This is a genomic window from Leifsonia sp. ALI-44-B, from assembly GCF_001984125.1.
GTDB lineage: Bacteria > Actinomycetota > Actinomycetes > Actinomycetales > Microbacteriaceae > Okibacterium.
This window is the reverse complement of the sequence record NZ_MTQL01000007.1, coordinates 1712650-1728640: the sequence shown is the minus strand read 5'-3', so window position 1 is coordinate 1728640 and position 15991 is coordinate 1712650. Positions and strand designations below refer to the sequence as shown.

Below are 15991 nucleotides of genomic sequence, written 5' to 3'. Positions count from 1 at the left end.
GCGGCCGCCCGCCGCGTTTCGCCACATTGCGCCACGTTGCGGGCCATTTGCCCGCGCCCGGCCGCACTCCTAGTCTCGAAGCGAGGCACCGCACACATCGTCGGCCACGCACCGTCGCGTCGGCACCGTGTCGCCCGCCCCGCACGACCCGCATCACGCGCACACCTGCTCGCTCCGGCCCGCCACGACGCGTCTGCACCGCAGCACCGCACGACCCCAGACATCCGCACGAACATCCGCTCGCATCATCCGCACCACGACCCGGGAGATCTCATGACCGACCTGAACAACCCCGACTGGAAATTCGAGACCAAGCAGATCCACACGGGCGCGCAGCCCGACCCGGTCACGAAGGCCCGGGCCACCCCGATCTACCAGACCACCAGCTACGTGTTCGACAACGCCGAGCACGCGCAGAACCTCTTCGCGCTGTCCGAATTCGGCAACATCTACACGCGCATCCAGAACCCCACGCAGGATGTCGTCGAGCAGCGTCTCGCGGCCCTCGAGGGTGGCACGGGGGCCCTGCTCGTGGCCAGCGGCCAGTCGGCCACTACCATCGCCGTGCTCAACATCGCGCAAGCGGGCGACCACATCGTGTCGTCGTCGTCCATCTACGGCGGCACCTACAACCTCTTCAAGTACACGCTGCAGAAGCTCGGCATCGAGACGACGTTCGTCGAGAACCAGGACGACTCCGAGGAGTGGGCGCGCGCCATCCGCCCCAACACCAAGCTGCTGTTCGCCGAGACCATCGGCAACCCCAAGATCAACGTGCTCGACATCCGACTCGTCGCGGATGTCGCGCACGACGCCGGCCTGCCGCTCATCGTCGACAGCACCATCGCCACGCCCTACCTCATCCGACCCCTCGAGCACGGCGCCGACATCGTGGTGCACTCGGCAACCAAGTTCCTGGGCGGACACGGCACCACCATCGGCGGCATCATCATCGACGGCGGCAAATTCGAGTGGTCGAAGAACGTCGAGAAGTTCCCGGGCCTCACCGAGCCCGACCCGTCCTACCACGGCGCCAGCTACACGACCGCCGTCGGCGACTCCCTGGCCTACATCATCAAGGCGCGCGTGCAGCTGCTGCGCGACCTCGGCGCCGCCATCTCGCCCAACAGCGCGTGGCTGCTCATCCAGGGCATCGAGACGCTGTCGCTGCGCATCGAGCGTCACGTGCAGAACGCGCAGGAGATCGCCGAGTGGCTCGACCAGCACCCCGACATCGCCAGCGTGAACTACTCGGGTCTGCCCTCGAGCCCCTGGTATGCCGCGGCCAACCGCTACGCCCCCAAGGGTGTCGGCGCCGTGCTCAGCTTCGAGCTGAAGGGCGGCGTGGATGCCGGGCGCGAACTCGTCAACAGCCTCACCCTCTTCTCGCACCTCGCCAACATCGGTGACGTGCGCTCGCTCGTGATCCACCCCGCGTCGACCACGCACTCGCAGCTCACCCCCGAACAGCAGCTCACGACGGGTGTCACGCCCGGCCTCGTGCGCCTGTCGGTCGGACTCGAGAACATCGACGACCTGAAGGCCGACCTCACGCAGGCGCTCGCCGCCGCCAAGCGCGTGGCCGACGCCGCGCGCGTGTAAGCAGCCCGCGCAGCACCACGCAGCACCTCTTCCGCCGCCCCGGCGTCCGTAACATGGACACCGGGGCGGCGTCGTACCGACAGAATTGAACACATGGACTGGCAGACTTCCGCGGACACCGTTCCGTCCCGCTTCGTCACCGAGGCGGAGGCGCGCACCGTGCTCGGCAAGCCGCCGGCCTCGGGCGCGTGGCGCGACGGCGACCGGCCGGGCGACCGCCGCTTCGCCGAACTCGGCCCCCTCGACTTCGAATCGGGCGGGCACCTGCCACATGTGCGCCTCGCCTACGAGAGCTGGGGCACGCTGACACCCGAGCGCGACAACGCCATCCTCATCCTGCACGCCCTCACGGGCGACAGCCACGTCGTCGGCCAGGGCGGCCCCGGGCATAAGACGGGCGGCTGGTGGAACGGTATCGTGGGGCCCGGCCTCGCCATCGACACCGACCGCTACTTCGTCGTCGCCCCCAACATGCTGGGCGGATGCCAGGGCTCCACCGGCCCGTCATCGTTCTCCCCCGACGGCACCGAGTGGGGTGCCCGGTTCCCCTTCACGACCATCCGCGACCAGGTCGCCGCGCAGACGCTCTTCGCCGATGCGCTCGGCATCGACCGCTTCTACGCCGTCATCGGCGGCTCGATGGGCGGCATGCACGCGCTCGAGTGGGCCGTCACGCACCCCGAGCGGGTGGCGCGGCTCGGGCTGTTGTCGGCGCCCCCCGTGACGACATCCGATCAGGTGGCGTTGAACTCGTTGCAACTCGAGGCCATCCGCATCGACCCGCAGTGGGCGGGCGGCGACTACTACGACGCGGCCGTCGGGCAGGGGCCGCACCGGGGGCTCGCGCTGGCCCGGCGCATGGCGCTGCTCAACTACCGCAGCCCCGAAGAGCTCAACGAGCGGTTCGGCCGGTCGTGGCAGTCCGAGATCTCGCCGCTCGGCGACAACGGGCGGTGGGCCGTCGAGTCCTACCTCGACTTCCACGGCAACAAGTTCACGAGGCGGTTCGACGCCAACAGCTACCTGGTGCTCGTCGAGGCCATGAACTCGCACGACGTGGGCCGCGGGCGCGGTGGGGTGGATGCCGCGCTCGAACGCGTCACGGCTCGCACCGTGGTCATCGGCATCGACTCCGACCGGTTGTTCCCCGTCGAGGGGCAGAGCCGCATCGCGCGCGGCATCCGCTCATCGATCGACGACGACGCGACCGTGCTGTCGTCCTCGTTCGGCCACGACGGGTTCCTCATCGAACACGGGGCCGTGGCGCGGCACTTGGCGCGGTTGCTCGCCGCCTGATCGCGCCCGTCCCGGCGCACGCTGCCCGACGCACGCCGACCGGCGCACGCTGCCCGACGCAGACCGACACCCGCCGCGTCACCCGTGCCGGATAGGATTCCTCGTATGCCACGTGCGCCTCGAGTCGTCACCGGCGGGGGCCGGACGGGCACCCTTCCCCGGGCGTCCTTCGGCGCGGCCGAGGCCCGGCTCTCCCGGCGTGAACAGGACCGCTTCTCCTACCAGATGGGGCGGCTGCTGGCGCTGAGCGCGGCGGCGTTCGGGCTGATCGGCACGGTCGTGAGTCTCGTCATCCTGTGGATCCCGGGCGTTCTGGCCCCGGGGCACGCGCCCCTTGCGTCGATCCCTCTCGTCCTCCTCGCGGCCGCGCACGCCCTGGCCGCGTGGCGGCCCCGGGACATCCTCATCGTCGCCGTCGTCTCGCTGGGCTTCGTGTCGCTGCTCGTCATCGGTGTGCTCATGGACGGCGCCTGGAATGTGGGCAGCTCGTCGGCCATGGGTCTCGTCGCGGCGCTCGGCATCGGCGGTATCGCGGCCGTGCTCGTCGTCAGCTGGCGCGAGATCCTGCTGGGCGCACTCGCCTTCGTCCTCACGATCGCGCTCTATCTGGCGCTCCTCGCGGGCACCCCGGCCAACCTGTCGGGCGGTGTCGCGCTCATCGTCACAGGCTGGGGCGTCGCCGCCACATTCGGTGGATGGCTGGGCGCCAGTTTCCCGCGCGTCATGCGTCGCATCGGCCGCATCGGGCGCGCCTACAACATCGAACGCCGGGCGAGCGAGACCGAGGCGCGCCGGCTGCGCGACGCGCGACTGCTGCACGACACGGCACTCGCCACCCTCACGATGCTCGCCCACTCGGGCGTGGGCGTGAACGGCGAGGCCCTGCGCCGCCAAGCCGAGTCCGACGGCGAGCTGCTGCGGCGACTGCGGCTCGGCGAGACACCGCAGCCCGAGGCATCCGGCGATTATTCGCTCACCACGACGGCCGAGGTGCCCGTCGGTGCGTCGCTCGCCGGGCTGCGTTCCCGGCTCGACGGGCGCGGCCTCGAGATCGACTGGCACGGCGCCGCCGAGATCGACCTGCCGCCCGAACACCTCGAGGCTTTCGTGCTCGCGCTCTCGGAATGCCTCGAGAACGTGCGCCGCCATGCGCAGGTGAACCGGGCCCACGTCACGCTGGGCGACGACGAGACCGCCGCGCGCGCCGTCGTCACCGACGCGGGCGTGGGGTTCGACCCCGACGAGATCCCCGGCGGCCGCCTCGGCTTCCGCGAATCGGTCATCGCGCGCCTCGACGACATCGGCGGCACCGTGCGCGTGTTCTCGGCGCGCGGCGCGGGAACCACGGTCGTGTTGGAGGTGACCAAACGATGAGTGTTCCTCTCGACACCAACCCGCGGGCCGGCCGCCGCACCGAACGCGTGCGCTCGAACCTCGGCACGTCGCAGCTCGGCAGCGGCCTCGCCGTGGCCGGCGCGTTCATCGTGGCGAACGGCCTGTGGCGGTTCCTCACCCATATCGGCGATTACCCGCGCCTGCCCCTCAACGTGGCCGCGTGGGCCGTCTTTGCGGTCTCGGTGGCGGTCATCGCGCTCATCGTGCGCCGCCGAGGTTACCTGCTCGACCTGCCCGTCTTCATCCTGTTGCTCGCGGCGCTCGGCGCCACCGTAGCGCTCGACCTGACGGCCATCTGGGGCCTCAGCGGGGCCCGGCTCTACCCCTCCGCTTCCGTGGCGGTGGGCGGGGCGTTGCTCGCCGCCGTCACGCTGCGCCCGGCCCGCGAGGTCGCCGTGGTCACGGGTCTGCTCGGGCTCGCGCTCATAGCCGTCTTCTTCTCGGAGCAGCGCCCCTCCCCCGCCACCATCGCGCCGCAGCTGCTCACGCTCACCCTCACGGTCGGTCCCGCGTTCGTCGGTTGCGCCGTCGTCGCCTCCTACCGGCGCATGGTGCGCATGGCCCTCGACCGCGTGCTCATCCAGTCGACCGTCGCGGCACCGGCCTTCGGCGTCAGCATGCTCGAAACCGAAGAGCTCGCGGCGCTCGACCGCGAGGTCGAGGGGTTGTTCGCCGACGTGTCGTCGGGACGCGAGCCGTTGCCTCTGACGCCGGCGCGGGCCTCGCGGGCCCAGGAACTCGCCACCGAGCTGCGCCAGCACCTCGTGCAGAACCGCAGCACGAGCTGGCTCGTGCACGCCATCGCCGAATCGGAGTTCCTGGGCGACTCGATCGAGGTCGTCGACCCGCACGGGCTCGCCGCCACGCTCGACCAGCGCCAGCGCGACGGCCTGCTGAGCGCCCTGTGGCTGCTCATCAGCGCCAACCCGCGGCAGGTCCCCTCGGTCGAATTGCGCTTTCCGGCCATGCCGCTGCCGCCCGTCGACACCCCCACGCAGCGCTTCCCGCTCGTCATCGTGGTCGAGGGAGTGCGCCGCACGGCGGTCGAACCCGGCACCTGGCTGGGGTTCGCGCGTGTGGGAAGCTATGTCGATACCGCACGACCGCTCGGAATTACGGTAGAAATTGAGTGCACGGTCGAGAGCCCTGCCGCTCGCACACCGAGCCGTCACTGACAGGAGAACCGATGCCGAACACGCTGAGCAACATCCGACTGGCTATCGTCGACGATCACAGGATGCTCCTCGGGGCGCTCACCGAGTGGGTGCGCAGCGCCGCCGACGACATCGACATGGTCGTCGCCGTGCCCACCTGGCCCGAACTCCTGACCTCGAAAGAGTTCCCCGTCGACGTCGTCCTGCTCGACCTCGACCTCAAAGACAACATCCCCGTGTCGCTCAAGCTGTCGACGCTCAAGGCGGCCGGCGTGAAGACCGTGCTCATGAGCACCTACTCCGACCCGGCCGTCGTGCGCGAGGCGCTGGCCGCCGGCGCCGTCGGCTACCTCGTCAAGAGCGAGGATGCCTCGATGATCGCCGAGGCCATCCGCGCCGCCAACCGGGGCGAGTCCTACATCTCGGCCGAACTCGACCTGGCGCTCAACGCCACCACGTCGGGCGCGCCGAAGCTCAGCGCGCAGGAACGCCGCGTCATGGCCCTCTACGCCGCGGGCGAGCCCGTCAAGACGGTCGCGTTCGAGCTCAGCATCTCCGAAGAGACGGCCAAGAGCTACCTCAAGCGCATCCGCGAAAAGTACCGCCTGTCGGGCCACGACGTCGGCACGAAGGTGGCGCTGCGCAAACGCGCCATTCTCGACGGCATCATCGTCGACTAGCGGCGTGCCGGCCCCTCGAGGGCGAGCTTACGAACGGGTGGATGCTGCGGCATCCGCCCGTTCTGCGTTGCGGCCGAGCGGTTTCGCGCTCGGTGATGCGGCGCTGCGGCTCTCGGTGGCGTAGCTGAGCACGGCCAGGGCGATGCCCAGGACCGTCAGCACGGCGCCCACCCAGACGGGCGAGAGGTAACCGGCCCCGGCAGCGATGGTGACGCCGCCGAGGAAGGCTCCGAGAGCGTTGCCGATGTTCAGGGCGGAGTGGTTCAGGGCGGCGGCGATCGATTGGCTGTCGCCCGCCACATCCATCAAGCGGGTCTGGATGGTGGGGCCGATGCCCTGCGCCGCGAAACCGGTCGCGAACACGAAGAAGAACAGCGCCGGCAGCCACGCGGCCGTGAGGGCGAGCCCGACGAGCACCACGAGCATGAGCGGGAAGAACGTGAAGAGTGAAAGTTTGACGCTCTTGTCGGCGATGTGGCCGCCCACGAAGTTGCCGATGGTCATGCCGAGGCCGATGGCGAAAAGCACCCAGGGCACGAGGCCCGCGCTCTCGCCCGTGACGTCGGTGACGATGGGCGCGATGTAGCTGTAAACGGCGAAGAAGCCGCCGAACCCGATAGAGCCGATGAGCAGCGCGAACCACACCTGGGCGCGCGTGAACGCCTTGAGCTCTTTGCGCATGGTCTGGCCCGCGTCGCCCGGCTGCTGCGGAACCGCGAACCACACGGCCGCGGTGGCGAGCGCGAAGACGATGGCGACGAGGAAGTAGGCCGAGCGCCAGCCGAACGACTGGCCGACGAAGGTCGCGAGTGGCACGCCGATCATGTTGGCGATCGTGAGGCCCGACATGACGAGCGCCACGCCGCGCGCGCGCCGACCCGGGCCCATCAGCTTGGCCGCGACGAGCGAGGCGATGCCGAAGTAGGCGCCGTGCGGGATGCCGGCGACGAAACGCGAGAGGAGGACCGTCTCGAAGGTGGGCGCGAGGGAGGTGGCGACCGTTGCGACAGTGAAAGCCGCGCCCAGGATGACGAGCACGTAACGCCGGGGGTAGCGGGCGACGAGGGCCGCGATGGTGGGCGCGCCGACGACGACGCCGAGCGCATAGGCGCTGATGAGCCATCCCGCCTGCGCGTTGGCGTGCTCGGCCGAATCCGCGAACAGCGTGGGCAGCAGGTCGCGGGCGATGTCGGGCAGCAGGCCCATGGCGACGAACTCGGTCGTGCCGATGCCGAACGACCCGATGGCGAGGGCGATCAGGGCAAGACGAATGCGGGTCGACGACAGCGGTGTCGACCCGTCGGTGGCGGCAGGCATGCGCTCAGTCTAGGCGCGTTCTCAGCGGGAATCGAATCGATTCGATTATGGGGTGATCGCCGCAGCAGGGGGCCGGGCACGCGCGCAGCCGGGTCGCCGTGTGCGCTACTCCGCGATGCGGTCGAGGGCGCTCTCGAGGCGGTCGACCTTGCCCGTGAGCTCGCCCGTGTGGCCGGGGCGGATGTCGGCCTTCAACACGAGCGAGACGCGCGACCCGAAGGCGCCGACGGCCTCGGTGGCGCGGCGGATGACGTCGAAGACCTCGTCCCACTCCCCCTCGAGCGTCGTGAACATCGAGTCGGTGTGGTTCGGCAGACCCGATTCGCGCACGATCTTGACGGCGGCGGCCACGGCGTCGTGCACCGAGGCATCCTCGTTCGAGCCGCCCGACGGGGCAACACTGAAAGCGACCAACATGATTTCTCCTCGAATGGTTAGGCGGATGCGTGTGGGACCGCGGCCCGGGCTTCGGAGCCCGCGCGCCAGATCTCGAGCGCGACGATGACGAGCATGACGGCGAGGCCGGCGTTGCGCAGGGTGATGAGCAGAACCATCCAGGTCTGGGTCTGCACGAGCGCGTCGTAGTAGTAGGGGTAGATGATTTGCGTCATGGCCGCGACCACGAGCGCGAGTCCGGCCAGCAGGGGCACGCGCCGGCCGCCGACCACGATGAGTGCTGCGACGGGCGCGACGAGCCAGGAGAGGTACTGCGGCGACCCCACCTTGTTGAAGACGATGAACACCAGCACGAGCGCCAGGGCCACCTGGGGGAAGAGGCGCATGGCCGAGGCGCCGGCCCGCGTCGCGCGCCATCCGAACCAGGCCACGACGGCGAGGGCGATCACGAGCAGCGGCGTCATGAGGGTCGAGACGACGCCCGCGCCCGTTCCGGTGAGCTGGAAGGTGAGGATTTCTCGGTCAAAGTAGGTCGTAAAACCGGGCGCCCCGAACGACGTCGCCCACAGGTAGGGCACGGCGACGGGCGATTCGATCTGGATGCCGCGGCCCGTCTGCTCGGTGATGAAGCTGAAGACCGTGAGGCCCGAGCCCGCGACGAGCGCCGCCGCGACGATGACGACCGAGGTGCCGGCGGCCGCTGCGGCCACCCGCCAGCGGCTGCGCAGCACGATGAAGGCCGCCGCCAGGATCGCGGCCGGCCAGATCTTGATCCACGTGGCCACGGCGAGCAGCACCGACGCGACGATGGGGCGGTTCACCGCAATGAGCATGGCGATGAGCGACAGGGATGCCGTGAGCGCATCGAGCCGGGCCACGCCGATCACGCCGAACAGCAGCAGGAACGCGAGCCACCACCAGGCGGCCAGGAACCGGGCGCGCGTGCGGGTGCCGCGCGGCACGCTGCCGAGGAGGAACGCGAACGCGACGGCGTCCAGAGCGGCCACGACGACGAGCCAGGCGAAGCCGTAGCCCACCACGCTCGTGCCGCCGAGGAGCGGGATGGCCATGGGGACGAGCGCCGCGATCGGGTAGACCCAGACCGCGTCGATGCCGACGACCGGTCCCCCGGCGAGAGCGTCGCGCATCCAGCCGAGGTAGACGCCCGTGACGTCGTTGAGCGGCGTGTTGGGGGCGTAGATGACGCCGAGCGAGACCACGACATGGACGACGATGAAGGCCACCCAGAGGACGGGCGCCGACCAGAGCGGACCATCCGCCGGGAAGGAGGCCGCGGCCGGCACGCCGCCGGATGCGCGGGAGGACGACGCCGGCGACACGCGGGCCGCGTCGCCACGCCCCGAGGCAGACGCGGCAGCGGCAGATCCGGACGCTGATACAGACCCCGACACGGAGCGGGGCGCGGCGGCGGACGAAGACGGTTCGGAAGACATCGCCCTCATCATATTGTTCGGCCGCGCCCCGCCGCCGATCAATACCCCGAGAAGTAGTCGCTGTGAACCCGGCGCACACCGGCCTGTCGCAGGGCGGGCTTGAGCGCGTCGACGAGCCCGGGAGGGCCCGAGATCAGCGTCGTGCGCTCGGTCAGGTCAGGCACGTGTTCGCGCAACCGGTCGCCGTCGATGCGCCCCGCGCCGATGTACTTCCATCCGGCCGGCAGCGTGTCGGGCGCCTCGGGAGCCGAGATGAACACCCGGGCCCCCGACGCTTCGAGTTCGGGCAGATAGGCGAGGGCCTCGACATCCGACACGGCGTAGACGAGCACGACGTCGCGGTTCTCGCCGCGGCGCTGCGCATCGGTCAGCTGCGAGACGAAGGGTGTGACCCCGATGCCCGCGGCGACGAGCAGCAGGGGCGTTGCCGGGTCGGCGGGCAACAGGAAGTCGCCCCACACTCCCGTGGCCGAGATGCGCTGACCGGGCTCGAGGCCGACGAGCGCGCGCTTGAGCGACGACGCCGGCTCGGGCAGGCTGAACGCGATCGAGACGGGTGCCGGCGTATCGGTCGGATGCGCGGCCGAGGGCGCCGAGACGAGGCTGAAGACGCGGCGGTTGCCCCGCTTGTCGGCGGGCCCGTGCGGCACGGTCACCTCGAGGTATTGGCCGGCGACGTAACGCACGGGCGCGCTCGGCTGGAACGTGAGCTCGACGGTTCCGGGCGTCGGGCGCCGCTGGCCCACCAGACTCAGGCGGATGCGACGGCGCTGGCCGAAAACGAAGGCCACGAGGTTCGCCACGAGGAGCGCCAGCTCGGGCGACGAGTACAGCACGCCGAACACGTTGAACGGGATGGCGAACAGCACGGCCGCGATCGTCGCCACCACGAACTGCTGCCACCGCCTCGGCGGCAGGGTGAGCGGCTCGGACAGCATGAACCCGGCGATGAAGATGATCGGGTAAGACGCCAGGGCCGTGCCGACGGCACCCCCGACATCCTGACCGAAGAGGAGCAGGCGGATCGTGACGATGACGAGCGACACGAGGATGAACCATCCGCCGATGCCGAGCCGGCGCGTGCGATAGAGGATGAGGAACGCCCCGATCGCCACGAACGGCAACAGCGGCGTGGTGGCCACCCACCAGATCGACGGGTCGATGGCCGTGACCGTGACGAAGAACGCTCCGAAAGCCGCCGGGTTGAAGATGTGACGCCCCCGCACCGCGAGCGCGTATTTGCTCACCGTGGCGACCGCACCGGCCAGCACGATGCCGCCGAGACCCGCCGGCTCGAGCGACGGCTGCAGGATGAAGAAGAGGAGGAGGCCCGTGATGATGGCCGAGCCGTCCTGCGGGCGCACCCGGAACAGCAGACCCAACACGCGCCCGGCCACGAGACAGGTCAACACGGCGGCCGCTGCGCTGCCGAGCAACACCAGCGGGTCGAACGAGATGAGGTCGGGCGAGAGCACCGAGAAGATGAGCGTGACCGCGAGGAGGGCGAACAGCACGCCCACCACGAGCGTGTACATGCCCACGCGGCCCAAGCGCACATCGAGCAGTCGTTTCATACGAAGATCTCTCCCTGGAATGTGGGGGTGCGTTCGAGGCGACCCGACGAGAAGATGCGGACCCCGTCGGCGCCGAACTCCTCGCGGAGCGCCGTGGGGTCGGTGAAGAAGAGTGCGGTGGCGACGCCGTCGGCCGTGCGGGCGTCGGCGGCGAGGGCCCAGGTGGCGGCGACCTGCGGCGTGGGCAGTCCCGTGCGGCCGTCGATCACGTGGTGCAGGCCGTTGCCCCACGCCCGGCGGTTCGTGGCCGAGGCGCAGAGGGCGCCGTCGCCCAGTTCGACGACTCCGATCGCTTTCGAGCGGTCGTACGGATGCTCGAGGGCCACGCGGATGGGCGTGCCACGCCGGAACAGATCGCCCGAGGCATCCACCGTGAATGTGTCGAAGCCGGCCTCGTCGAGCAGTGCCGCGACGAGGTCGACCAGGTAGCCCTTGCCGGCCGCGCCCACGTCGACCGTCACCCGGCGTGTGGTGTGCACGACGGAGCCGGCCCGCAACGCCGACGCGTCGTCGACGACATCCGCCAGACGCGGCACGGTTGCCCCGACATCCTGCCCGGCCGGGGCGACCGCGGCAACCGCGGCGGCCGCGGGCACGAGCGAATACTGCGCGTCGTAGCCCAACGCCACGAGCGTGTCCCCGACGAACGGCGTCACGGCCCCCGAGGTGGCGCGATAGAGCCGCTCGTAGACGTCGATGAGCGGCTGTGCGTCGGCGGGCACCCGATAGGCCCCCGCCGAACGCGACAGCCGCGTCACGAGCGAGTCCTCGCGAAAACGCGAGTAGTCGCGGTCGAACTGATCGATGCGCGCGGCGATCGCCTGGCGCAGAGCCGACGGCACCTCACGGTCGGTGTCGATCTGCCACCGCGTGCCGATGGCGTCGAAGACCCACGCCTCGGGCTCACGCGGCGCGGATGTCGGTGCCACGGCCTCGACCGACACTAGGAGGCGTCGGCGATGATCTTGTCGATGGCGTCGTTGAAGCCGCCGCTCGTGAGCGACGACCCGGCCACCTTCGACACGTTGAGGTCGTCAATCGACTTGCCCACGACGATGTCGTTGATGCCGTCGACGAACTCGCCCTGATACTTCTTCGAGTTCGGGTTGGTGGCGTTCGACGTCACGTCGAGGTCTTCGATCACACCGCCCGCGAGGGTCAGCTTCACGGTGATCGACTCTTCTCCACCCGGGGAGTTGTAGGAGCCGTCTTCCGTATAGGTGCCGTCCTTCAGCGCGCTGGCGTCGGCGCCCGAACCGGCGGCGCCCGACGACGATTCCGAGGTGGATCCCGCGGCCGGCGTGCTGGCGCTCGTGCTGCCCGTGCCCTCGGCGTCGGCCCCGGCGGAGGAGCACCCCGCGAGGCCCCCGATCACGGCGATTCCGGCGAGTGCTACGGCGGTGTTCTGTCGAGTACTGGTCTTCATGGTGATCTGCTCCCTGTGGCGGTAGATGTGGTCCAACCGTAGGAAGCGAACCGCGGCTACTACTGGGAACATTCTATGAACAGGCTATGCGCCCGATGCCCGGAATGACGCGGCATCCGAAGAAGTGCCCGTGAATCCGGGCGACGCCGATGGGTTACCTGAACGTTAGTGTGGGGCCGAATTCAGGCAACTTTTTATCGCCGATCCGACCGCATCGGCCACGTCGAGCGCCGCGACCGGTCCCCCGCCCGACGCCAGCTCGGCGGCCCGCGCGTGCAGCAGGGCACCCGTGGCGGCCAAGGGTGCCAGCGCTCCGGCATCCGCATCGATCTCGTCACGGTGCGTGGCGACGAGCGCGCCCAGCACCCCGCCCAGCACGTCGCCCGAGCCCGCGGTCGCGAGCCAGGAGGGCGCCCCCGAGACCGTGAGGCGTGCGCCGTCCGGGTCGGCGATGTAGGTCGTGTTGCCCTTCAGCAGCACCACGGAGCCCGAGGCCTCGGCGGCACGCACGGCCCAGTCCGCCGGGGCGCTCTTCACGGCATCCACGTCGGTGTCGATGCCCGCGCGCCCGAGCAGCACCACGAGCTCGGAGAAATGCGGCGTCAGGATCGTCTTCGTGCGTTCGTCGCCCGGGGTGGCGTGGACGCGGTGGTCGACGAAGAGTCCCAACACACCCGCGTCGATCACGGCCGGGTCCCCCGATTCGAGGGCACGGATGATGCGAGCGCGACGTTTCGGCTTCAGTGCCCGCTCGTCGATGCCCGAGCCGATCACCCAGGCCTGCACGCGTCCGTCGGCCGTGACGACCTCGGGCCGCCGGGCCAGCACCAACTCGCTCGGATGCCGCGGGCCCAGGTAGCGCACCATTCCCACGCCCGTGCGGTGCGCCGCCTGCACGCTCAGCACGGCGGCGCCCGGGTAGGAGGCCGAACCCGTGATGGCGCCCAGCACCCCGCGCGAGTACTTGTCGTCGTCGGGGCCGGGCACGGCGATCCAGCGTGCCGCGTCGTCGTCGGTGAATGCCGTCCACTCGCTCATGCCTCCACCCTACGGCCGGAATATCTCGCGGCGCAGGCCGCTTGTCTCCTGTGGCGCGCGTGTGTTCGCACCGAATCGCCCCCACACCGTCGATCGGCGGCACGCCCGTCGATCAGCTCGTTCAGCCTCACAAGGAGCAGGATGTCTCACCTCTTCAGCCCCCTCACCGTCCGCACGCTCACGCTGCGCAACCGCCTCTGGGTGGCGCCCATGTGCCAGTACTCGGTCATGGAGCGCGACGGGATCCCCGTCGACTGGCACCTCGTCCACCTCGGGCAGTACGCGTCGGGCGGCGCGGGTCTCGTCGTCACCGAGGCCACGGCCGTCAGCCCCGAGGGCCGCATCTCGCCCGAGGACACCGGCATCTGGAACGACGAGCAGAAGGATGCCTGGGTGCGCATCGTCGACTTCCTGCACTCCCAGGGCGCCGCCGCCGGCATCCAGCTCGCGCACGCGGGGCGCAAGGCCTCCACCTTCGCGCCCTGGGGACCGCACACGGGCCACGGTTCGGTGCCCCTCTCGGATGGCGGCTGGCAGACCGTCGGCCCGTCGGCCGTTCCCTTCGGCGACTACGCCACCCCCGAGGCGCTCGACGCCGACGGCATCGAGAAGGTCGTCGAGGACTTCCGCAGCGCCGCCGTGCGTGCCCGCCTGGCCGGTTTCGACGTGCTCGAGATCCACGCCGCCCACGGCTACCTGCTGCACCAGTTCCTGTCTCCCCTGTCGAACGACCGCACCGACGAATACGGCGGCTCGCTCGAGAACCGTGCCCGCCTGCTGCTGCGCGTCGTCGAAGCCATCCGCGAGGTCGCCGGCGATCTGGCCCTCTTCGTGCGCTTCTCGGCCAGCGACTGGACCGAGGGCGGGTGGAACGAGGATGACACCGCCACGGTGGCCGGCTGGGCCCGAGACGCCGGTGCCGACCTCTTCGACATCTCGTCGGGCGGCAACGTGCCCGCGGCCAACATCACGGTCGGACCCGGCTACCAGGTGCCGTTCGCCGCGCACGTGAAGCAGCAGGCCGGCGTCCCGGTCTCGGCCGTCGGTCTCATCACCGAACCGGCTCAGGCCGACAAGATCGTCGCGACGGGCGACGCCGACGCCGTCATGGCCGGGCGCGAGTTCCTGCGCGACCCGCACTTCGCGGCCCGTGCGGCCTTCGAGCTGGGCGACACGCTCGACTACCTGCCCGGCCAGTACGAGCGCGCGCCGCGCGGCTAGCTCGCAATGGTCCGCTCTCGCTGACGTACGAAAAAAGGCGACCATCCCCTCGGGGGTGGCCGCCTTTTCTCTGCGCCAGACGGATGCTGCACGGTGGCTTGTCGGCTGGCTCGCCAGCCCTTCAGCCCGTCAGCGCGTAACCGCCACCCGTCAGCCGCGCTGTCGCTGCCCGCGCTGCGTGGCGTCTTCGACCTCGCCGACGAGTTCCTCGATAATGTCCTCGAGGAACAGCACGCCCGTGGTCGTGCCCTCGGTGTCGAAGGTCCGCGCGAGGTGCGAGCCGCTGCGGCGCATCGACGTGAGCGCGTCTTCGAGATCGGTGTCGTCAAAGATGGAGACCAGCTGACGCACGCGCTTCGACGGGATCGGCAGGGTCTCCTCCCCCGGCTCTTCGTCGGCTTCGAGCTTCAGCACGTCCTTCAGGTGCAGATAGCCGACGGGTACCGACTCGTCGTCGACCACCACGTACCGCGAGAACCCGTGGCGCGCCACGGAGCGCTCCAGGTCTTCGGTCGTCGCGTCCTCGCCCAGCGTCACGAGCTGGTCGAGCGGCACGGCCACGTCGCGGGCCTTCTTCTCGGTGAACTCGAAAGCCGCCACGAGAGCGCCGGTCGAGTCTTCGAGCACGCCTTCTCGCGTCGACTGGCCGACGATGGTGGCCACCTCATCCAGCGTGAATGTCGAGGCTGCCTCGTCTTTTGGCTCGACGCGGAACAGCCGCAGCACGAGGTTGGCGACGGCGTTGAGCGACCAGATGATGGGCTTGAACACCCGCGACACGAACACGAGCGGCGGCGCCAAAAGCAGCACGGCGCGATCGGGAATCGAGAAGGACAGGTTCTTGGGCACCATCTCGCCGAAGACGACGTGCAGGTAGGACACGACGATCAGCGCGATGACGAACGCGATGGTCGAGATGAACTCCTCGGGCAGCCCCGTGAGCGCCAGCGGCACCTCGAGCAGGTGGTGGATGGCGGGCTCCGACACGTTCAGGATGAGCAGCGAACACACCGTGATGCCGAGCTGGCTCGTGGCCAGCATGAGCGTGGCGTGTTCCATGGCCCAGAGCGCCGTGATGGCGCTGCGTTTGCCCTGTTCGGCGAGGGGTTCGATCTGCGAGCGGCGGGCCGAGATGACGGCGAACTCGGCGCCGACGAAGAAGGCGTTTCCGAGCAGCAGCACGACGAGCCAGGCTATTCCTGCCCAATCGCTCATGATCGGTCTCCCTTCTTCGTGGTGGCGCGTTCAGTGCGGTCAACGGTTTCTACCGATTCGGCGACTTCGCCACGGCCCTCGAGCACGGCGTCGGCCGCGCGGGTGCGGGCCGATTTCGCGGAGATGGCGGACTGCTCACGCTTCTCGGTCTGCGCGGCGCGCGCGGCTTCCCTGGTCGCGTCGCGCGTGGCATCCCGGTCGGCCCGGTCCGCGGCGCGGTCGG

14 protein-coding genes are annotated in these 15991 nt (G+C 70.0%); 6 read left to right on the top strand and 8 right to left on the bottom strand.

Translation table 11 applies throughout. The features are described 5' to 3' along the window. Positions 1 to 273: 273 nt before the first annotated feature. From ALI44B_RS14965 to ALI44B_RS14945, 5 genes are all read left to right on the top strand, one after another. Positions 274 to 1602, top strand: coding sequence for a bifunctional o-acetylhomoserine/o-acetylserine sulfhydrylase (locus ALI44B_RS14965; protein WP_077055339.1), 1329 nt, complete (start codon positions 274 to 276; stop codon positions 1600 to 1602). A 93-nt stretch (positions 1603 to 1695) separates the two neighbouring features. Continuing rightward, a complete protein-coding gene (metX, locus tag ALI44B_RS14960) occupies positions 1696 to 2898 on the top strand; it encodes a homoserine O-acetyltransferase MetX (RefSeq protein ID WP_077055338.1) in 1203 nt (400 codons plus the stop codon). A gap of 105 nt (positions 2899 to 3003) precedes the next feature. Further along, positions 3004 to 4272, top strand: a complete 1269-nt coding sequence (locus ALI44B_RS14955) for a sensor histidine kinase (RefSeq protein ID WP_143459298.1) — start codon at positions 3004 to 3006, stop codon at positions 4270 to 4272. Beyond that, positions 4269 to 5468 carry a hypothetical protein gene (locus ALI44B_RS16015; RefSeq protein ID WP_077055336.1) on the top strand — a complete coding sequence of 400 codons (1200 nt, stop codon included), beginning with the start codon at positions 4269 to 4271 and terminating at the stop codon, positions 5466 to 5468. The genes ALI44B_RS14955 and ALI44B_RS16015 overlap by 4 nt, the downstream gene beginning before the upstream one ends. Before the next feature lie 11 nt (positions 5469 to 5479). Further along, positions 5480 to 6127, top strand: coding sequence for a response regulator transcription factor (locus ALI44B_RS14945; RefSeq protein ID WP_077055335.1), 648 nt, complete (start codon positions 5480 to 5482; stop codon positions 6125 to 6127). Between the two features lie 27 nt (positions 6128 to 6154). On the opposite strand, the gene ALI44B_RS14940 is transcribed toward ALI44B_RS14945, so the two are convergent. The 7 genes from ALI44B_RS14940 to ALI44B_RS14910 all read right to left on the bottom strand — a co-directional run bounded on the left by ALI44B_RS14940 (position 6155) and on the right by ALI44B_RS14910 (position 13332). Continuing rightward, positions 6155 to 7444 (bottom strand): MFS transporter, encoded by a 1290-nt coding sequence (locus tag ALI44B_RS14940; RefSeq protein ID WP_077055334.1) that lies wholly within the window; start codon positions 7442 to 7444, stop codon positions 6155 to 6157. Between the two features lie 105 nt (positions 7445 to 7549). Beyond that, positions 7550 to 7861, bottom strand: coding sequence for a thiamine-binding protein (locus ALI44B_RS14935; RefSeq protein ID WP_077055333.1), 312 nt, complete (start codon positions 7859 to 7861; stop codon positions 7550 to 7552). Positions 7862 to 7878: 17 nt separating this feature from the next. Continuing rightward, on the bottom strand, positions 7879 to 9294 hold the full coding sequence (locus tag ALI44B_RS14930) for a glycosyltransferase 87 family protein (RefSeq protein ID WP_179100284.1): 1416 nt from the start codon (positions 9292 to 9294) through the stop codon (positions 7879 to 7881). A gap of 38 nt (positions 9295 to 9332) precedes the next feature. Then, a complete protein-coding gene (locus ALI44B_RS14925; protein WP_077055332.1) occupies positions 9333 to 10868 on the bottom strand; it encodes a hypothetical protein in 1536 nt (511 codons plus the stop codon). Further along, positions 10865 to 11797 carry an FAD:protein FMN transferase gene (locus tag ALI44B_RS14920; RefSeq protein WP_077055665.1) on the bottom strand — a complete coding sequence of 311 codons (933 nt, stop codon included), beginning with the start codon at positions 11795 to 11797 and terminating at the stop codon, positions 10865 to 10867. Before ALI44B_RS14920 ends, ALI44B_RS14925 begins: the two co-directional genes overlap by 4 nt. Positions 11798 to 11811: 14 nt before the next feature. Continuing rightward, a complete protein-coding gene (locus tag ALI44B_RS14915) occupies positions 11812 to 12294 on the bottom strand; it encodes an FMN-binding protein (protein ID WP_077055664.1) in 483 nt (160 codons plus the stop codon). Positions 12295 to 12459: 165 nt separating this feature from the next. Then, on the bottom strand, positions 12460 to 13332 hold the full coding sequence (locus ALI44B_RS14910) for an ADP-dependent NAD(P)H-hydrate dehydratase (protein ID WP_077055331.1): 873 nt from the start codon (positions 13330 to 13332) through the stop codon (positions 12460 to 12462). Positions 13333 to 13473: 141 nt separating this feature from the next. On the opposite strand from ALI44B_RS14910, the gene ALI44B_RS14905 reads away from it, so the two are divergent. Beyond that, positions 13474 to 14553 carry an NADH:flavin oxidoreductase/NADH oxidase gene (locus ALI44B_RS14905; protein WP_077055330.1) on the top strand — a complete coding sequence of 360 codons (1080 nt, stop codon included), beginning with the start codon at positions 13474 to 13476 and terminating at the stop codon, positions 14551 to 14553. A gap of 150 nt (positions 14554 to 14703) precedes the next feature. Here ALI44B_RS14905 and ALI44B_RS14900 read toward each other — a convergent pair whose 3' ends face one another. Further along, positions 14704 to 15768, bottom strand: a complete 1065-nt coding sequence (locus tag ALI44B_RS14900; RefSeq protein ID WP_077055329.1) for a hemolysin family protein — start codon at positions 15766 to 15768, stop codon at positions 14704 to 14706. Positions 15769 to 15991: the final 223 nt, after the last annotated feature.

Coding starts and splice junctions, on each gene's coding strand:
- ALI44B_RS14965 (WP_077055339.1), top strand. CDS start 274: ATGACCGACCTGAACAACCCCGACTGGAAATTCGAGACCAAGCAGATC.
- metX (WP_077055338.1), top strand. CDS start 1,696: ATGGACTGGCAGACTTCCGCGGACACCGTTCCGTCCCGCTTCGTCACC.
- ALI44B_RS14955 (WP_143459298.1), top strand. CDS start 3,004: ATGCCACGTGCGCCTCGAGTCGTCACCGGCGGGGGCCGGACGGGCACC.
- ALI44B_RS16015 (WP_077055336.1), top strand. CDS start 4,269: ATGAGTGTTCCTCTCGACACCAACCCGCGGGCCGGCCGCCGCACCGAA.
- ALI44B_RS14945 (WP_077055335.1), top strand. CDS start 5,480: ATGCCGAACACGCTGAGCAACATCCGACTGGCTATCGTCGACGATCAC.
- ALI44B_RS14940 (WP_077055334.1), bottom strand. CDS start 7,444: ATGCCTGCCGCCACCGACGGGTCGACACCGCTGTCGTCGACCCGCATT.
- ALI44B_RS14935 (WP_077055333.1), bottom strand. CDS start 7,861: ATGTTGGTCGCTTTCAGTGTTGCCCCGTCGGGCGGCTCGAACGAGGAT.
- ALI44B_RS14930 (WP_179100284.1), bottom strand. CDS start 9,294: ATGTCTTCCGAACCGTCTTCGTCCGCCGCCGCGCCCCGCTCCGTGTCG.
- ALI44B_RS14925 (WP_077055332.1), bottom strand. CDS start 10,868: ATGAAACGACTGCTCGATGTGCGCTTGGGCCGCGTGGGCATGTACACG.
- ALI44B_RS14915 (WP_077055664.1), bottom strand. CDS start 12,294: ATGAAGACCAGTACTCGACAGAACACCGCCGTAGCACTCGCCGGAATC.
- ALI44B_RS14910 (WP_077055331.1), bottom strand. CDS start 13,332: ATGAGCGAGTGGACGGCATTCACCGACGACGACGCGGCACGCTGGATC.
- ALI44B_RS14905 (WP_077055330.1), top strand. CDS start 13,474: ATGTCTCACCTCTTCAGCCCCCTCACCGTCCGCACGCTCACGCTGCGC.
- ALI44B_RS14900 (WP_077055329.1), bottom strand. CDS start 15,768: ATGAGCGATTGGGCAGGAATAGCCTGGCTCGTCGTGCTGCTGCTCGGA.